The sequence below is a fragment of the Novosphingobium sp. AP12 genome, from assembly GCF_000281975.1.
Taxonomy (GTDB): Bacteria; Pseudomonadota; Alphaproteobacteria; order Sphingomonadales; family Sphingomonadaceae; genus Novosphingobium.
In genome coordinates this window covers 14,146-31,677 of sequence record NZ_AKKE01000069.1, presented here as the reverse complement: position 1 = coordinate 31,677, position 17,532 = coordinate 14,146, and the positions used below count along the sequence as shown (strand labels likewise).

General features: G+C 67.8%; 13 protein-coding genes. 6 read left to right on the top strand and 7 right to left on the bottom strand.

All coding sequences use genetic code 11. From position 1 onward, the window contains the following. Positions 1-441 precede the first annotated feature (441 nt). The gene (locus PMI02_RS12215; protein ID WP_007683033.1) at positions 442-1,320 is read left to right on the top strand and encodes an alpha/beta fold hydrolase; all 879 of its coding nucleotides are present in this window, start codon (positions 442-444) and stop codon (positions 1,318-1,320) included. A 166-nt stretch (positions 1,321-1,486) separates the two neighbouring features. Here the strand turns inward: PMI02_RS12215 and PMI02_RS12210 are convergent, their stop codons facing one another. Next, positions 1,487-2,746 (bottom strand): cytochrome P450, encoded by a 1,260-nt coding sequence (locus PMI02_RS12210; protein WP_007683031.1) that lies wholly within the window; start codon positions 2,744-2,746, stop codon positions 1,487-1,489. Positions 2,747-2,783: 37 nt separating this feature from the next. Continuing rightward, positions 2,784-3,110 carry a 2Fe-2S iron-sulfur cluster-binding protein gene (locus tag PMI02_RS12205; protein WP_007683029.1) on the bottom strand — a complete coding sequence of 109 codons (327 nt, stop codon included), beginning with the start codon at positions 3,108-3,110 and terminating at the stop codon, positions 2,784-2,786. Positions 3,111-3,248: 138 nt separating this feature from the next. Here PMI02_RS12205 and PMI02_RS12200 point away from each other — a divergent pair, with 138 nt between their 5' ends. Then, the gene (locus PMI02_RS12200; protein WP_007683027.1) at positions 3,249-3,899 is read left to right on the top strand and encodes a TetR/AcrR family transcriptional regulator; all 651 of its coding nucleotides are present in this window, start codon (positions 3,249-3,251) and stop codon (positions 3,897-3,899) included. A 60-nt stretch (positions 3,900-3,959) separates the two neighbouring features. On the opposite strand, the gene PMI02_RS12195 is transcribed toward PMI02_RS12200, so the two are convergent. The 4 genes from PMI02_RS12195 to PMI02_RS12185 form a co-directional block, all read right to left on the bottom strand. Beyond that, complete coding sequence (locus tag PMI02_RS12195) at positions 3,960-6,071, bottom strand: bifunctional diguanylate cyclase/phosphodiesterase (RefSeq protein ID WP_238539062.1); 2,112 nt, start codon at positions 6,069-6,071, stop codon at positions 3,960-3,962. A 91-nt stretch (positions 6,072-6,162) separates the two neighbouring features. Then, the gene (locus PMI02_RS12190) at positions 6,163-8,994 is read right to left on the bottom strand and encodes an EAL domain-containing protein (RefSeq protein ID WP_007683022.1); all 2,832 of its coding nucleotides are present in this window, start codon (positions 8,992-8,994) and stop codon (positions 6,163-6,165) included. Positions 8,995-9,157: 163 nt separating this feature from the next. Then, complete coding sequence (locus PMI02_RS27515) at positions 9,158-9,328, bottom strand: hypothetical protein (RefSeq protein WP_162130158.1); 171 nt, start codon at positions 9,326-9,328, stop codon at positions 9,158-9,160. Positions 9,329-9,430: 102 nt separating this feature from the next. Next, the gene (locus tag PMI02_RS12185; RefSeq protein WP_007683018.1) at positions 9,431-11,023 is read right to left on the bottom strand and encodes an isocitrate lyase; all 1,593 of its coding nucleotides are present in this window, start codon (positions 11,021-11,023) and stop codon (positions 9,431-9,433) included. Positions 11,024-11,171: 148 nt separating this feature from the next. Between PMI02_RS12185 and PMI02_RS12180 the strand changes: the two genes are divergently transcribed. From PMI02_RS12180 to PMI02_RS12165, 4 genes are all read left to right on the top strand, one after another. Further along, positions 11,172-12,569, top strand: coding sequence for a short-chain fatty acyl-CoA regulator family protein (locus tag PMI02_RS12180; protein WP_007683016.1), 1,398 nt, complete (start codon positions 11,172-11,174; stop codon positions 12,567-12,569). A gap of 216 nt (positions 12,570-12,785) precedes the next feature. Next, the gene (locus PMI02_RS12175; RefSeq protein ID WP_007683015.1) at positions 12,786-14,357 is read left to right on the top strand and encodes a class I adenylate-forming enzyme family protein; all 1,572 of its coding nucleotides are present in this window, start codon (positions 12,786-12,788) and stop codon (positions 14,355-14,357) included. Between the two features lie 99 nt (positions 14,358-14,456). Beyond that, entirely contained in the window at positions 14,457-15,287 is an 831-nt protein-coding gene (locus tag PMI02_RS12170; protein ID WP_007683014.1) for an IclR family transcriptional regulator, read from the top strand. A gap of 144 nt (positions 15,288-15,431) precedes the next feature. Next, a complete protein-coding gene (locus PMI02_RS12165) occupies positions 15,432-16,481 on the top strand; it encodes a phosphotransferase family protein (protein ID WP_007683013.1) in 1,050 nt (349 codons plus the stop codon). A gap of 4 nt (positions 16,482-16,485) precedes the next feature. Here the strand turns inward: PMI02_RS12165 and PMI02_RS12160 are convergent, their stop codons facing one another. Beyond that, positions 16,486-17,511, bottom strand: a complete 1,026-nt coding sequence (locus tag PMI02_RS12160; RefSeq protein WP_036503600.1) for an acyltransferase — start codon at positions 17,509-17,511, stop codon at positions 16,486-16,488. Between the last annotated feature and the right edge of the window lie 21 nt (positions 17,512-17,532).

Below are 17,532 nucleotides of genomic sequence, written 5' to 3'. Positions count from 1 at the left end.
AAGGCCACCAGCTCGCCAGCTAAGTCCGCGATTTTGCTGCAATGCGCAAAAGTACACGTGCAAAAGTTTGCTGACAGGCCAAACAAACCTTGCGCCGCGTCGCGATTTCGGGGAGGTTGACGTTTAAGGAAGGCAGTTGCGGGCATTGCTGCAACTGCGAGAAAAAATCGGCGCGCCGGGGTGTTTTAGTTCCCCGGCGCGCTCTCTCCCAACACCGGTAAGGTTGCAAGAACCTTTCACGGGCCACATTGCATCAGAAATTCGTGTCGGCCAAGCCGGAATCGCGTTTTCGTGCTGCGCAGCATTGAAAAAATTTCGTTCCATCGGGTTTGCCCCGCGCGGCGCGTGGCCAACCCCTGCGCGTCACCGGGGCGATGAGTTGTGTGCGTGCGTTGCGCGAATGCCTTCGCGATGGTCCCTTGCCGGCAAAGGAGAGGGACATTGGCGACGGGTACACGGCATCGTGTCGATGAGAGGGACGGCGATCCCGCCGCATACCTCGCAGGCATCGAGGCGCTCTCGCAGCGGGTCGAGACTCCCTGCGGCCAGGGCACGATGGTCTGGCGCATCTGGGGCGAGGGCGAACCGCTGGTGCTGGCCCACGGCGCGCAGGGGTCATGGACTCACTGGGTCCGAAACATCGAGCGACTGTCCCGCCATCGCCGCCTGATCGTCGCCGACCTGCCGGGGCACGGCGCCTCCGCCATGCCGGCGAGCGAGGATCACGAGGGCATCTCGGCGGCGCTGGCCAGCGGGCTCGAGGTGATCCTGGGGGCGAAGCGCCTGCCCGTCGACCTGTGCGGCTTCTCGTTCGGCGGCGTGGCGTTGGCGCACCTTGCGGCGCTGCACCGCCACGTCGCGCGGCGGCTGGTGATCGTCGGCTGCGGCGGGCTCGACACGCCGATGGGTCATCCCCGCCTAGGCCGCATCAGCGGGCTGGTGGGAGAGGAGCGCCGCGCGGCGCTCAAGGGCAACCTGCTCGGCCTGATGCTGCATCACCCGGACAGCGCCGACGACCTCGCCATCCACATGCTGCTGCCTACCGCCAAGGCCGCGCGGCTGCATGTGCCGCCGCTGGTGGTCCCCGACCGGCTGCTTCGGGTGCTGCCCGAGGTCCGTGTCCCGGTCGATGCGATCTGGGGGGAGCGCGACCTGCCGCACCCCGATCCGGCGGCACAGGAAGCGGCGCTCCGCTCGGTCCAGGGCGAGGCGCTGTTCCGTGTGATCGAGGGCGCCGGGCACTGGGCGATGTACGAAAGACCGGAGGCGTTCGAAGCGGCGCTGCTGGAGATACTGGCCGCGCCGCTGCACAAGCTCTGACGGATATCCCGTCATCCCAGCGAAGGCTGGGATCGCTGGCCGTGTCGCGGAACCTCTCGGCCGGTCCTGCCGAGGGGCTCCGCCTCAGGAGTTCACAGCGGTCCCAGCCTTCGCTGGGACGACGGGTTTTATCGCGTAGGATACATCGCGATCTGTGGGTTTGTCTTCACCACACCAGCGGCAGATGCTCCGGCCCGATTACGCCGCCGGGGCGGTACTCGATCTCGGTGCCCGGCTTGACCGAGAACTTCGGGATGCGCTTGAGCCATTCCTGCAGGCCGATCTTGACCTCAAGCCGCGCAAGGTGCGCGCCCATGCAGCTGTGGACGCCGACGGTGAAAGCGAGGATCGTCTTGCGCGGGCGGTCGAAGTCGACCTCCTTGGGGTTGGGGAAGACGTCGGGGTCGAAGTTGCAGGCGGGCAGCACGAAGGTCACGCGGTCGCCCTTCTTCATCTGCACCCCGCGCATCTCGTAGTCCTTTTCCAGCACGCGGCCCGAGAACGTCACCGACCAGCGGCGCAGCAGTTCCTCGACGATCTTGTCGATGTCGTCCGGGCGGCGGTGGATTTCCTCCAGCTTCTCGGGGTTCTGCGCGAGGTAGAGCCAGATGTTGTTCATGGTCGCGAACACGGTGTCGAGGCCGCCGATGAACAGGAAGCAGACGAAGCCGAAGATCTCCTTGTCGGACAGCGGCACGCCGTCGGGCGCGGCATGGGCGATGCGGCTGACGACGCCGTCGTCGGGATTGGCCTTCTTCTCGGCGATCGCGCTCTTCAGGTAGACCGTGATCTTCTGCATGGCCTCGCCCATGGCCTCGCGGCTGTTCGAGTGGAGCAGCTGCACCGCCCACTCGACGAACTCGTCGCGCATCGACTGCGGCAGGCCCATGATGTCGAGGAAGACCGAGACCGGCAGCGGGCGGCCGTAGTCCTCGGTGTACTCGCAGCCTTCACCGGCCTCGACCTTGGCCTCGATCGCGTCGAGCAGGTCGTTGGCGCGCTGGCGGATCTGGCCTTCCAGCCTGAGCACGCCCTGGGGGCTGAACACCGGGTCGACGATGTTGCGGTACTTGCGGTGCTCGGGCGGGTCGATCTCGATCGGGATGAAGTAGAAGTAGTCGCTGGGATCGCGCGGGAAGGGGGTGGCGCCCTCGTTCGAGAAGACCTCGGGATGGCGCAGGCCGAACAGCGCGTCCTCGTGCTTGATGAGGTGCCACATGTTGCCCATCGGCGAGACGTCGTAATAGATCGGCGGCTGCTTCTCGTGCATCGCCGCCATGAAGTCGTGAGGCCCTGCGAGGAAATCCGGGCCGACCGTGAGCCCCGACTGGCGGATCAGTTCGGGCGGCACGTGCGCGGGGACCTGGTCCATCCCGACGTGGCGCGGGAAGACGGGCGGGACGGGATTGGCGGCGTCGATGGGCATGGCTATCTCTCTCGGTTTCCGGCGTTTGCCGCCGTGATCAGAACTGGTGCTCGGGCATGTGGACGACGAGGCCGTCGAGCGCCTCGGTGACGACGAGCTGGCACGACAGGCGGCTGGTGGACTTCACTTCGGCCGCCGCCGATTCGAGCAGTTCGGCCTCGGCCTCGGACGAGGGGCCGCCCGCCGCATCGGTCCACGCCTCGTCGACGTAGCAGTGGCAGGTGGCGCAGGAGAGCCCGCCGCCGCACTCGCCGGTGATGCCCTCGATGCCGTTGTAGAGCGCGCCGCGCATGACGTTCTCGCCGACCTCGATATCGACTTCGACCGCCGCTCCGGTGTGATCGACGTATGTGACCTTGGCCATGGATCCTCTTTCTCTTCTGTCGGTGCGCTCTCGCCCTGCCGCGAGAACGCTGTTCTCACTCTTTTACGCCAATCGCGGTGAAAAAGTCAATCAAGCGGAGGGTGGACCGGGGCGCCGCCACGCCTTAGCGGGGAAGCGATGGCCATTTCCTATCCTTCCCTCTTCACGCTTCCCGCACCTGCCGACGGCGAACAGGATCGCACCCGGCTGCTAGTCCAGGCGGCCTATGACCTGCTCGACGAATCCGGTCTCGAAGGGCTGACGATCCGCGCCGTGCTGGCGCGTGCGGGTCTGGCCCGGCGGGCATTCTACGAGCGGTTCCAGGGCAAGGACGACCTCGTGCTCGCGGTGTTCGACAGCTCGCTGCGCGCTGCCGGGGTGCAGTTCCGCGAGATCACGGCGCGCTGCGCCGGGCCGGTCGAGGCGCTGGAGGCGGTGGTCACGGGCATCGTCGTCGGCCAGCTCGGGCAGGACCGCATGGGTGCCAACCGGCGCGGGGCCGCGCTCAGCCGCGAGCACCTTCGCCTTGCGCAGTCCCGTCCGGCGGAACTGAACTCGGCGCTGGAGCCGCTTCTCGACGTGATTGCAGGGCTGGTGGCGGAAGGCGTGGGGCAGGGGCTGTTCCGCAGTGCCGATCCGCAGCTGCAGGCGCGGCTGATCTACAACCTCGTGTCGACCACCGTGCACACCGTCCTGCTTGCGGAGGAAGGCGGCGCCGCCGACCCGGCCGAGCGCGAGGGTCTGGCCGAGGACCTCTGGGAATTCTGCCGCCGCGCGATCATGGCCTGAGCGGCTGGCTCGCTCTCCGCCTCACACCACGCCCTCGCGGCAGCCCGTGACGGTGCTGTCTCAGGCTGCCTGAGAGGGGGCCGGCTGCGATGCGGCCGCGATCAATTCCGCCGGGACCGCCTTGCCGAACAGGTAGCCCTGGCCCTGCGTGCAGCCTTCGCCGCGCAGGTAGTCGCGCTCGATCTCGCGCTCGATCCCCTCGGCGGCGACCGTCAGGCCGAGGCTGCGGCCCAGGCCGATGACGGCGCGGATCACCGCGCGCGAACTCGATTCCTCCTGAAGGTTCAGAATGAACGACTTGTCGATCTTGATCTTGGTGAAGGGGTAGTTGAGCAGGTAGCTCAGCGAGGAATAGCCGGTGCCGAAATCGTCGAGCGAGATGCCGATGCCGAAGGCGCGCAGGTTGCGGATGATGGCGGCGGGGCGCGGCCCCTTTTCCATCAGCACCGCCTCGGTGATCTCCAGCTCCAGGCGCTCGGCGGGAAGGCCCGAGGTGGAGAGCGCGTTGATGACCGTGCTCAGCAGGTTGCCGTTGCGGAACTGCAGCGGCGAGACGTTGACCGCGACGCGCACGTGCGCGGGCCAGCGCATGGCCTCCCCGCAGGCGCTGTGGAGGACGAAGCGGCCGATCTGGTCGATCAGGCCCATCTCCTCGGCCAGCGGCACGAAGACGTCCGGCGGCACCTGCCCGCGCTCGGGATGGTTCCAGCGCAGCAGCGCTTCGTAGCATTCGACCGCGCCGGTCTGGAGGTCGACGATGGGCTGGTAGTGGACCGCCAGCTCTCCCCCCCGCACGGCGGCGCGCAGGTCCTTCTCGAGCCGGTTCTTCTCCTGCGCGGCGGCGTCCATGCCTGCTTCGAAGCCCCGGCAGGTGCCGCGCCGCTCGCCCTTGGCGGCGTAGAGCGCTAGGTCGGCGTAGCGCAGCAGCGTCTCGCCGTCGCGGCTGTCGTAGGGGGAGGACGCGAAGCCGACGGTGGCGCCTATGTGGATCATGTGGCCCTGCACGAAGAACGGCTCGGACAGGGTGGTGATGATCGACTTCGAGACGAGTTCGGCCTGGGTCAGGCTGGAGCGGCGAAAGATCACCGCGAACTCGTCGCCCCCGATGCGGCACAGCAGCGCCTCGGGCGGGATCAGCTCACGCATCCGCTGCGCCGCCTCGGTCAGCACGATGTCGCCGAAGTGGTGGCCGTAGGTGTCGTTGACGGGCTTGAAATGGTCGAGGTCGACGAGCGCGAGGGTGATCGTCTCGGTGCCGTTGGCGCCGTCGTCGAGCAGTTCGCGAAGACGCTCGCGGCAATGCGCGCGGTTGGCGAGGCCGGTCAGTTCGTCATGGCGGGCCATATGCGCCATGCGCTGCTCGATGCGGCGGCGCTCGGTGACGTCGAAGATCGAGACGATGGTGCCCGTGTAGCCTTCCAGCGCCGACCGGCGGGTTGCGATCACGGCGTCGATGCAGGTGCCGTCCCGGCGCAACATTTCCCAGCAATCGCGGGTGTCGGACGTGTCTCCGGCGAGGCGCGGGCCGGCTTCCGGCCAGAGCGAATCGGGGAAGAGGCTGCGTGCGCACAGGCCGTCCATGGCACCCGCTTTGTACCCGAACAGCGCGCAGGCCGCCTCGTTGGCGGCGCGGATCTTGCCGGTCTCGATGTCGAAGACGAGCATGGAGAGCGGGTTGCGCTCGAACAGCAGGCGGAAGGTTTCCTCCTTCTGCTTGAGGTCGGTGATGTCGACGCGGATACCGATGGTGCCGCCGCCCTCGATGCGGCGTTCCTCGATCATGATGCAGCGGCCGTTGGACAGGCGCTGCTCGTGGCGCAGGCCGGGCTGGCGCAGCTGGGCCACTCGCTCGGCGAGCCAGGCTTCTTCCCGGCCCAGCGCGTCCGGATAGTCCCCGCGCTCGATGCCGATGCGCAGCGCATCCTGCAGGCGCACACCAGGCTGGAGGAGGTCGGCGGACTTCTCGTAGATCTGGGCGTAGCGCTCGTTCCAGAGGATGTAGCGGTCCTCCTCGTCGAGGAAGACGATGCCCTGCGGCATGGCCTCGATGGCCTCGCGCAGGCGCCGGTCGGCGAGCGAGGCCGCCTGCAGCGCCGTGTCGAGCGAAGGCTTGCCCCCGCCGCTCTCGGCCACGCCCGAAATGTCGGCGCCCGGCGGTTCGTCTTCCCGCACCAAATACACGCCCGTTCTCGCCTGGTTTCATGCAGCGTATCGGCGAGGGAGTTAATTTTCCGTCCATGGTAAACGGGACTGTGACGAAAGTTTAACCGCCTTCCGCCGCCTCCGCCCCTTCGAGGCTGGGCGCGCGGGCCGGGCGGCCGAAGTAGTAGCCCTGTCCCTCGTCGCAGCCCTCCGCTTCCAGCACGCGGAGCTGGCCTTCGGTTTCGATCCCCTCGGCAAGGACCGGGATGTCGAGGCTGCGGCCGAGCGCCAGTACGGCGCGGATGATGGCGCGGGCCTGGGCGCTGGCTTCGGACTTCAGCAGGAACGACTTGTCGATCTTGATCTTGTCGAACGGGAAGGACGGCAGGGTGTTGAGCGAGGAATAGCCGGTGCCGAAGTCGTCGATCGCGACGCTGACCCCCATCGCCTTGATCCCGCGCAGGCAATGCAGCGCGCGCAGCTTGTCGTGGATGATCGCCGTCTCGGTGATTTCCAGTTCGAGACGGCGCGCGGGGAGCCCCGTCTCCAGCAGGATCGCGCGCACCATCTCCACGAGGTCGGGCTGGAGGAACTGCACGGCCGAGAGGTTGACCGCGACCTTTTCCTCGCCGGGCCACGTCCGCGCCTCGGCGCAGGCCTGGCGCAGCACCCATTCGCCGAGCGGGATGATCTCGCCGGTCTCCTCGGCGATGGGGATGAACTCGTCCGGCGGGACGAGGCCGCGGCGCGGGTGGTGCCAGCGCAGCAGCGCCTCGTAGCCGGCCAGCGTGCCGGTGCGCAGCGAGCGCTGCGGCTGATAGAGCAGGCTCAGTTCGCCTCGCGCGGCGGCCTGGCGCAGGTCGTTGGCGAGCTGGCGGCGCTCCCGCGCGCTCTCGTCCATGCCGGCCTCGAAGAAGCACACGGCCTCGCCCAGCGTTGCCTTGGCGCGGTACATCGCGAGGTCTGCGTTGTTCAGCAGCGTCTCGCGCGTGGTGCCGTGCTGGGGGCAGACCGCGATGCCGAGGCTCGCGCCGACGAGCAGCGGCTGGCCGCCGTCGTCGAAGGGCGCGGGCACGGGCGCGGTGATGCAACCCTGGATGCGGGCGATGAAGTCGTTCAGCTCGGAGCGGCGGGTGAAACGGACGGCGGCCGCGAACTCGTCGCCGCCGAGCCGGGCGATCGATTCGCCATCGCGGCGGGTGAGGATGAAGCGCTCGGCCAGGGTTCGCAGCAGGCGGTCGCCGGAAGCGTGGCCGAAGGTGTCGTTGATCTCCTTGAAGCGGTCGAGGTCGATCGCGACGACGGCGACCTTCTCGCCGGTCTGGGCGCCCTGCGCGATCATCTCGTCGAGGCCGAGGTAGAAGCGCGCGCGGTTGGGCAGGCCGGTCAGCGCATCGTGCATCGCCATGTGCGCGATCTTCGCCTCGGAGCGGCGCTGGCGGGTGATGTCCTCGAACGTCGCGATCCAGCCGCCGCCGGGCACCGGCCGCTCGCTGACGGCGAGCACGAGGTCCTCGCTGAAATCGAGGTTCCACGTCGGGTTGCCGCCCGAAGCCTGGGCGCGGGCCACTGACTTGCGGATCATGTCGAGCGTCTCGGCGGGGCGGTACTCGGTCGAGAAGAACCCCGCATAAGCCAGCTGCGACAGCGTGGTGCCCGGCTGGCAGCGGTCCTCGGGGATGTTCCAGATGGCGTAGAAGGCGCGGTTGGCGAAGACCAGACGCTCCTCGGCGTCGAACAGGCACAGGCCCTGGCTCATGTGCTCCAGCGCGGTGTCCATCTGGTCGGTCTTCGCGGCCAGAGCATCCTGTGCGCGCTTGATTTCGGTGATGTCGCGGGTGATGAGCGAATAGCCGATGACCACGCCGTCCTCGTCGCACAGTATCTCGACCGTGCCGTGCGCCCAGAAGTGCGAGCCGTCGCGGCGCACGCAGAGCCACTGGCCCTTGGCGATGCCGTTGGCCTCGGCCTCGGCGATGGCGAGGGCGGGGCGGCCGGCGGCGCGGTCCTCGTCGGTGAAGAACCGCGCGAAGGGCAGGCCCATGGCCTCGTCCTCGTCGTAGCCGATCAGCGAGAGCCCGCCCGCGTTCCACTGCGCCACGCGGGCACTGCGGTCGAGCATGCAGATCGCGTAGTCGGACGTGCCCTTGACCAGCATCGAGAACTGCCGCTCGCCCAGCTGCCGCGCGGCGTGGCTGCGTTCGCGCAGCTGGTGGGCGAAGGCGCTCACCGTCATGATCACAAGTGACGCTACCGACAGCCAGGCGGCAAGCGCCTCCTGCGGCACCGAGATGCCCCGGTCCGACGATATGTGCGAGGGAATGAAGCTGAGCGCGGCGGTGCCCGTGAAATGCAGCACGAGGACGGCGGAGGATACCAGCACGGTCGCCGCGAAGACCTGCAGGTTCCTGCGCGCGCGAAGGGCGATGTAGAGCGCGGGGTGCAGCAGCATGACCGGCAGCAGCACCGACGCGGCGACGAGGTGCCAGTCCCAGCGCAGCAGCGCCGGAACCCTCAGCGCCGCCATGCCGGTGTAGTGCATTGCGGCCAGCCCGGCGCTCAGCATCAGCGCGGCCGAGGCGCGGCCGACAAGGCTGCGCGAGCGCACCGCGAACCACAGCGCCACCTGAGAGCCGACGACGCCCACCGCCAGCGACGCGGCGGTCATCGTCAGCGAGTAGCCCGCCACGTAACCGCTGTCGTATCCCAGGATCGTTATGAAGTGCGCGGCCCAGCCGCCGAAGCCGAGCATCAGCCCGGCGAGCAGGCACCACCCGCGCTGCTGCCGGCGCCGCGTCGCTCCTCGCGCCGAAACTGCGAGGGGCATCAGCGACATGGCCTTGCCCGCCGCCAGCCCGCAGGCGAGCATGGCGAGGAGAACCATTTCCGGTCGGTGCTGGTCCCTTACGCAGGAGATGACCTGAAGAAAGTGTGTTGCGCCCAGTCCGCTCATGACGGCCGCTTTATCGCGGCAATATTTAACGGGCTTTGAAACGATTACATCCACTGGCGCGGAAGTGGGTCCACAACGGTGGTAATCATATGAAATGGCCCGCCGCACGACGTGCGACGGGCCAAGCTTTCCTCCCCAGGAAAACTCGAATTACCTCGGCGCGTCAGCGGCGCGTGGCGCTGCCGAGGCGATGATAGAGGTTGGAATACTTGGACGAGATCGGATCATCTTCGTGCGCCTTGAGATAGTAGAGGACAGCTTCCTGCAGCAGCTTGAAGTCCTCGTTCGAGAGCACCGCGCGGGCGCGGGCCGGTTCGGCGGTCATGGTGGTCATGCTCATTCCTTTCCTTGCTTGCGGGTTGCTTCCCCTGGAGCCGGGACCATCCCCGGGGCTCCATCCAATCCTGTTATGCAGCGAATTGATTCCCCCGCTGCCTCAGGCAGCGAACTGGTTCATCGTGTTGTGCGCGCCGCCGGCCTTGAGCGCGGCCTCGCCGGCGAAGTATTCCTTGTGGTCGTCGCCGAGGTCGGAGCCGGCCATGTTCTGGTGGCGCACGCAGGCGATGCCCTGGCGGATTTCCTCGCGCTGCACCCCCTTCACGTAGCCGAGCATCCCGGCCTCGCCGAAGTATTCCCTGGCGAGATTGTCGGTCGACAGCGCCGCCGTGTGGTAGGTCGGCAGCGTGATGAGGTGGTGGAAGATCCCCGCCTCGCGCGCCGAGTCCTTCTGGAAGGTGCGGATGCGCTCGTCGGCCTCGTCCGCGAGCGGCGTGCCGTCGTAGTCCACGCTCATCAGGCGCGCCCGGTCATAGGCCGAGACATCCTCTCCCGCCGCCTGCCAGGCATCGTAGACCTGCTGGCGGAAATTCAGCGTCCAGTTGAAGCTGGGCGAGTTGTTGTAGACCAGCTTGGCATTCGGGATCACTTCGCGGATGCGGCGGACCATGCCGCCGATCTGGCCGATGTGCGGCTTCTCGGTTTCGATCCACAGCAGGTCCGCGCCGTTCTCGAGCGCGTGGATGCAGTCGAGCACGCAGCGGTCCTCGCCGGTCCCGACGCGGAACTGGTAGAGGTTGCTGGGCAGGCGGCGCGGCTTCATCAGCTTGCCGTCGCGGCTGATGAGCACGTCGCCGTGGTCGAGCGCCGAGGTATCGACCTCCTCGCAGTCCAGAAAACCATTGTAGAGGTCGCCGATGTCGCCCGCTTCACGGGTAAACGCGATCTGCTTCGTCAGGCCCGCGCCGAGCGAGTCGGTGCGCGCCACGATCACGCCGTCGTCGACGCCCAGTTCCATGAAGGCGTAGCGGACCGCGCGGATCTTCGCGATGAAGTCCTCATGCGGGACCGTGACCTTGCCGTCCTGATGGCCGCACTGCTTCTCGTCCGAGACCTGGTTCTCGATCTGGATGCAGCAGGCCCCGGCCTCGATGAACTTGCGGGCAAGCAGGTAGGTCGCCTCGGCATTGCCGAAGCCCGCATCGATGTCGGCGACGATCGGCACGACGTGCGTCTCATAGGTGTCGATCGCGTGTTCGAGGCGCTTGGCCTCCATCTCGTCGCCGGCCTCGCGAGCCTTGTCGAGTTCGCGGAACATCATGCCCAGCTCGCGCGCATCGGCCTGGCGCAGGAAGGTGTACAGTTCCTCGACGAGCGCGGGGACCGAGGTCTTCTCGTGCATCGACTGGTCGGGCAGCGGCCCGAAGTCGCTACGCAGCGCGGCGACCATCCAGCCTGAGAGGTACAGGTAGCGGCCCTTGGTCGTGCCGAAGTGCTTCTTGATGGAGATCATCTTCTGCTGGCCGATGAACCCGTGCCAGCAGCCCAGCGACTGGGTGTAGTTGGCGGGATCGCGGTCATAGGCGGCCATGTCCTCGCGCATGATCTTCGCGGTGTAGCGGGCGATGTCGAGGCCGGTCTGGAAGCGGTTCTGCAGGCGCATACGGGCGACCGACTCGGCCTCGATCCCGTTCCAGTGGGTCTCGGTCCCGATCGTCTTGCCGGCTTCGATGATCTTGCTCTGGTAGGTCACGGTACGGGTTCCCCTTGAGGAAGATTGAGTTTCGATGAACCCGAGGTAGTCGCCCTCGCTGCAGTGCGGAACTGCTGCCGAGGTGCTGTTGTCAAACTTGACAGATATTCCTTGTAAAGTTGTGTGGTCCTGACAAACTTGCACGACAATGGCAGAAAACCGTCCTCTCTACCTCGGCCCGCGCCTGCGCCGGTTGCGCCGTGAACTTGGCCTGACGCAGCAGGCGATGGCTGACGACCTCGAAATTTCGCCCAGCTACGTCGCCCTGATCGAGCGTAACCAGCGCCCCGTCACCGCCGACATGCTGCTGCGCCTCGCGCGGACCTACCGCCTCGACATCGCCGAGATCGCGGGCGACGACGGGACGGATTATGCCCGCCGCCTGACCGAAGTGCTGCGCGATCCGATCTTCGCCGACATCGACCTGCCCGCGCTCGAAGTGGCCGACCTTGCCACCAGCTTCCCCGGCGTCTCCGAAGCGTTGCTGCGCCTGCACCAGGCCTATACACGCGAGGCGCAGGCGCTCGCCGAGCAACGCGCCGCCGGGCCGATGGCGGACGAGAACGAACCCGTGCGCGAGGCCCAGCGCTTCCTGGCGGGTGCGCGCAACTACTTTCACGCCCTCGACAGCCGCGCCGAGGACCTTGCCGCCGAGATCGACAAGGCGGGCGGGGCGACCGATTGGCTCGCCGAGCAGGGCGTCCGGGTCCGTTTCCTGCCGCCGGATGTCCTCGTCGATTCGCTGCGGCGCTTCGACCGCCACAACCAGCAACTGCTGATCGCCGACACGCTCGACGCCGCCAGCCGTGCGTTCCAGATCGCTACCCACATCGCGCACACCGCGCTGCGCGCCGAGATCAAGCAGGCGATCCGCGCCGACAGCTTCTCCAGCCGCACAACCGCCACGCTGCTGCTGCGCGCGCTGGCAGGTTATGCCGCCGCCGCGATCGTCATGCCCTACGGCCGCTTTGCCCGCGCGGCGGACCAGCGGGGCTACGACATAGACGCCCTCTGCGCCCTGTTCGGTGCCAGCTTCGAGCAGGTCGCCCACCGCCTCACCACGCTCCAGCGCCCCCGCGAGGAGCGCGTCGGCTTCTTCTTCATCCGCGTGGACGAGGCGGGCAACGTCTCCAAGCGGCTCGACGGCGCGGGCTTCCCCTTCGCCGCGCATGGGGGCGGGTGCCCGCTATGGAGCGTCCACCAGGTCTTCCGCCGCCCGGGCGAGATCGTCACGCAGTGGCTCGAACTGCCCGGCGGCGAACGCTTCTTCTCGATCGCGCGTACCGTCACGGGCGGAGCGACCGGCTACGGCGGCCCCCGCGTGCTGCGCGCCGTGGCGCTCGCCTGCGCGGCGGAGCAGGCGGAGCGGCTGGTCTATGCGCGGGGCGTGGACCCTGCCGCCGCACCCTCGACCCCGATCGGCGTGACCTGCCGACTGTGCCAGCGCGCCGAATGCACGGCGCGCTCGGTGCCGCCCATCGGCCGCGACGTGCTGGCCGACGACTATCGGCGCGCCGCCCAGCCCTACACCTTCGCCGAGAGTTGACGACGCCCGCGCGGTATCCTGCCTGAGGCACGCAAACTTCGTTGCGCTCGCGTTGATAATCCTCAATATCGACGCTAAGTTTGAAATATCGAATTGTTGGCCCACTCCCCAAGTGGGGAGGATGGACAAGCGGCGCGCTGCTTTCCATCGTCGGACGAACGCGAAGCACCGCCGGGCCCTTAGGGCACCAAGGTGGGCGAGAGAGGGAACGAGAGAGTGAGCAGCGACACCGCCCCATCGGTCCTAGAGACGCCCGGCGCCGACGCGCCCGGCAAGGCCACCACTTTCGCGCAGCTCATCCGCGCCGCCGCTGCCGCCTACGGCGATGCCGTCGCCGTGGTGCTCGAGGACGGCGAGGATGTCGTCTCCCAGATCACCTACCGCGAACTCGACGAGCGTTCGGCCCTGGTCGCGCGCGGGTTGCTGGCGCGCGGCATCGGCAAGGGCGCGCGGGTCGGCTTCGTGCATGGCAACGGGCCGGAGTTCGCGGTCTCGCTGGCGGCGATCAGTCGGATCGGGGCGATCGCGGTGCCGATCAGCACGATGATCCGCGCGAACGAACTCGTCCGCGTACTGCGCCAGAGCGACGTGCAGGGCGTAATCCTCCAGCGCACCATGCTGGGCAAGGACTTCGCCGAGCGCATCGTCGACGCGCTGCCCGAGCTGGACGGACAGGAAAGCGGTGCGCTGCGCGTGTCCCGTGCGCCGTACCTGCGCTGGATCGTATCGGAAGGGCAGGGTCTGCCCTCGTGCATCGCAGGCCTTGAGTTCCTCACCGATGCCGCGGCCACCGTCGACGAGGCGCTGCTGGCCGAGATCGAATCGGAAGTGCACCCCACCGACCAGATGGTCGAGATCTACACCTCCGGCTCGATGGCGCTGCCCAAGGGCGTGCGCCATGCCCATGGCCCGGTGCTGTTCCGCAGCCACACCATGCGCGCCATGATCGGTCATCACTTCGGCAAGCGGGTGCCCTGCAGGCTGCCGATGTTCTGGGTGGGCGGGCTGATGATGTACCTCGTCCCCGGGCTCGAGGCGGGATCGGTGGTCGTCTGCACCGAGCGCACGCTGTCCAACAGCCGCTTCGCCATGGGCAGCGTGCTTGCAGAGGAGGACCTTGCGCTGATCCGGGGGCCTAAGCCCTGGTGGGGGCTGGGGATGAGCGAGACGCTCGGGCCCTATTCGTGGGGCGACGACTTCCGCGCGCCCGGCTACCCGGTCTGCGCGCCGATGGACCACTTCGGCCCCGGTTACGAGATCCGCATCGCCGATACCGACCACCGCCCCGTCGCCGCCGGCGAAGTGGGCGAGATGCAGGTGCGCGGCTACCCGATCGCCAGCGGGCTCCACAAGATCGAACGGTCCGAGCACTACACCCCCGACGGCTACTACCGCACCGGCGACATGTGCACGATCGAGGACCGCGCCGAGGGTCGCCGCGTCCACTTCGTCGGGCGCGGGGGCGACATGATCAAGGTCGCCAGTTCCAACGTCTCGCCCGCCGAGGTGGAGATGGAGATGCAGTCGCTGGACGGCGTCCACAGCGCCTACGTGGTCGGCATCCCCGACAAGGAACGCGGCTCGCTGCTGGTCGCCGCCGTGGTCCCGCGCGACGGAGCGGCGCTCGACTTCGCCGCGATCGAGACGGAACTTCGCCGCCGCCTGTCGGGCTACAAGGTGCCACGCGCCTACGTCCAGTTGTCGCGCGAGGAAGTGCCGCTGCTGCACTCCAACAAGGTTGCGCGGCGCGAGGTGGCGAAGCTGATGGAGGAGCGGCTGGGGCGTTGACAAATCGCCCACCAAATTCGCCCCAATGAACAATTGTGTCTATTGACGAACGGGGAGCGTTGCCCTTAGGCCCGGCTATTCGAAATAGCGAAAGAGCCCATGTCGCGTTCCTCTCCCGGCGTTGCCCGCGTGGCCGCCATCCTCAACTTCATCGCCGACCATCCGGGGCAGGCGTTCGCGCTCACCGACCTCGTCCGCGCCCTGAAGCTGAGCCGGGCGACGTGCCATGCGCTGCTGACCGGCCTGGTCGACGTCGGCTATCTCTATCGCACCACAGACAAGACTTACGTGCTCGGCCCCGCGCTCGCGGCGATCGGGCGCACGGCGGCGGACCACTTCTCGCCGCTGCAGGTCGCGCAGCCCGAGATGCGCAGCCTTGCCGACGAGTTCGACGTGGTCTGCGGCGCCTACTTCCTCGAAGGCGACATCATCCACCTGCGTGAGCGCGCAGCCTCGCTCAGCCACATCGGCTACCCGGTGCCGCTGGGCACCCGCATGCCGCTGCGCTGGATCCAGGCCATCACCTTCTTCGCCCGCTCGCCGCGCGAGGCCGACGCCTGGATCGCCCGCGCCGACCCGCCGCTGGACGACGAGAACACCGCGCAGTTCCGTGCCGGGCTGGAGTTCGCCCGGAGCAATGGCTTCACCGCGCTCGTGCGCCGCCCCGGCGCCGACGAGGCCGGTATTCGCTCGGGCACCGAAGACCCGCCGGTGGTCCCCGTTGTCACGATCGAGCCGGGCCGGACGTATCCGCTGATGGCGGTGATGGCGCCCATCTACGACGCCCGTAACCGGGTGATGATGGCACTGGTGATGGCGGGCTTTCACGGCGCGATGGATGGCGATGCGGTGAACCACGCGGGCCAACGCCTCGCCGCCGCCTGCGAGCGTATCTCCGGCTTCCTGTCCGGCCGCGGCGAGGCCGACTGAGCTAGACTTTCCACTCCTGAAATCCCGCTCGGGCGAGGTGCGCTTCGCTTGACCCCGCCTTGTTGTCGTCATATCAAATAGGCGAAAACAAATTCGCCATGTCGAACTTATGCGGCGACGTCGGCGAAAAGCGGGAGAGTGGCTGTGTCGGACGTGATCGTTGCCCCGGAAACGCGGGATCTTGAGGAACTGGCCGGGCGCCTGGCGCACTGGCTTTCGGGCAAGCTGCCCGGCGCGAGCGGCATCACCATCACCAACCTCGCCTATCCGCGCGGCGCCGGGCAGAGCCACGAGACGGTGCTGTTCGACGCGCATTGGAGTGAAGGCGGACGGGAACACGCGCAGGGATGCGTCGTGCGCATCAAGCCCCGCAGCTTCACCGTCTTCCCGGACAACCTGTTCGACGAGCAGTACCAGGTGATGAAGCTCCTCGCCGAAGAAGGGGAGGTCCGGGTCGCCCGGCCTCTGTGGTTCGAGGAAGACCCTGAAATCCTCGGCAACGCCTTCTTCGTGATGGAGAAGAAGCAGGGCCGCGTGCCCGTCTCGATCCCGCCCTATGCGCGCGAAGGCTGGCTGCGAGACGCGACGCCCACGCAGCGCCGGACCCTGTGGGAGGGCGCGGTGGAGCAACTCGCCCTGATCCAGCGCGTACCAGTCTCCAAGGTCGGCTTCCTCAAAGGCCCGGACCACGCCCCGCAGGGCTGGGCGCAGGAGTGGGACAAGTACCAGCGCTTCACCGCATGGCTCGAGGAAACGGCGCCGCAGCCGGTGCTGCGCGATGCGCTGGCTCGGCTGGAAGCGGAGAAGCCCGCGCACGATCCCGAGGGTCTCGTCTGGGGCGACGCGCGCATCGGCAACATGATGTTCGACGAGGACTTCAAGGTGGTCGCGGTGATGGACTGGGAGCAGCCTTCGCTTGGCGGCGCGCTGCACGACCTCGCATGGTTCTGCACGCTGGCCGAGACCATGCACGGCAGGACCTCCAGCCACGGTGCCTACCTCGAAGGCATGGGCACCCGCGCCGAGACGATCGCGCTGTGGGAGGACATCAGCGGAAAGTCCTCCGATGGCCTCGAATGGTACGAGGAATTCACCCACTTCAAGATGACCTGCACGGGCGTACGCCTCGGCCACCTGCGCGGCACGCCGATTATGGACGAGGCGACGATGCGACGGCGCCTGAAGGTCGCCTGAGGAGCTAGCCGACGAACCGGGCCAGCCGTCTGGACCGGCGCATGGCCAGAACCAGTACGGTCGCGGCCAGGAACGTGGCGAGCGCCAGCGCGAAAGCCTCCGGGGCAGTGGCCCTGTCGGTGAAGCGGGAGAGCGTCAGCAGGATCATGAGGTGGGATGCATAGATGCCCAGGCTCAGCTTGCCGAAGCTGGCGCATGCCGTGATCAGCCGGCTCGCCGGTAGCGACTGCGCGACGAGAAACAGCGACATGCCGAGCGGGATCGTCGATGCCACGAAGTCATGGCTTGCGAGCTGGGTCGCCTGAGTGGCAGCGCGGATAAAATGCTCCTCGGCCGCTACCAGCAGGTTGGCGGCAGCGAACAGGCCAGCGGCGTGGAGAGGCTTCATGCGCAGCCCGTGCAGCGCGGCCATGTGGCCGGCGAAGATGAGCAGCGGGGCGATCAGCAGCCCGCCGCGCCGCGGCTCCATGGCAGGATCGATGAACGGCGCATAGCTGCTGGTGGCGATGCCGATCACCGCAAGTCCGAGGCAGGCAAGGCCGGTGGCCCAAGGGCCGGCGATCCGCATGCCCAGTCCGACCGATACCATTCCGAAACCCAGGGCAGGCAGGAACCAGAGGTGGAACGCCCCGCCTCCGGAAATCAGGTCCTGCGGCCGGGCGATGAGCGTGCCGACCGGGTTGAGCGTGAAATACAGGAAGTAGATGGCCATCCACAGCGCGTAGACCGGCACGATCCGCATGGCCGTCTTCCGCACGAAATCCAGGGCCGGGCTCGGCGCTCGCGGCAGGAAATAGCCACTCGTGACGAAGAAGAACGGCACGGCCGCCCGGCAGGCGAACTGGGTCGTCACGGCCCAGCCGGGCTCGGGATCGCCGGGCAGGGCGTGGAGCAACACGACCAGGAACGCCAGCCCATACCGCAAGGCATCGATGCCGAGATTGCGGGCGGATTGCTCCGGGCTCGCCGCCGGAGGGTTGCGCGAGGCGAGCCCGAGGGCAGGATGTCCGGCCGTGCTACTCTGTATCAACACGTCATCCTCGCCAGCGGC

Coding starts and splice junctions, on each gene's coding strand:
- PMI02_RS12210 (WP_007683031.1), bottom strand. CDS start 2,746: ATGCCCATCGACGCCGCCAATCCCGTCCCGCCCGTCTTCCCGCGCCAC.
- PMI02_RS12205 (WP_007683029.1), bottom strand. CDS start 3,110: ATGGCCAAGGTCACATACGTCGATCACACCGGAGCGGCGGTCGAAGTC.
- PMI02_RS12200 (WP_007683027.1), top strand. CDS start 3,249: ATGGCCATTTCCTATCCTTCCCTCTTCACGCTTCCCGCACCTGCCGAC.
- PMI02_RS12190 (WP_007683022.1), bottom strand. CDS start 8,994: ATGAGCGGACTGGGCGCAACACACTTTCTTCAGGTCATCTCCTGCGTA.
- PMI02_RS27515 (WP_162130158.1), bottom strand. CDS start 9,328: ATGACCACCATGACCGCCGAACCGGCCCGCGCCCGCGCGGTGCTCTCG.
- PMI02_RS12180 (WP_007683016.1), top strand. CDS start 11,172: ATGGCAGAAAACCGTCCTCTCTACCTCGGCCCGCGCCTGCGCCGGTTG.
- PMI02_RS12170 (WP_007683014.1), top strand. CDS start 14,457: ATGTCGCGTTCCTCTCCCGGCGTTGCCCGCGTGGCCGCCATCCTCAAC.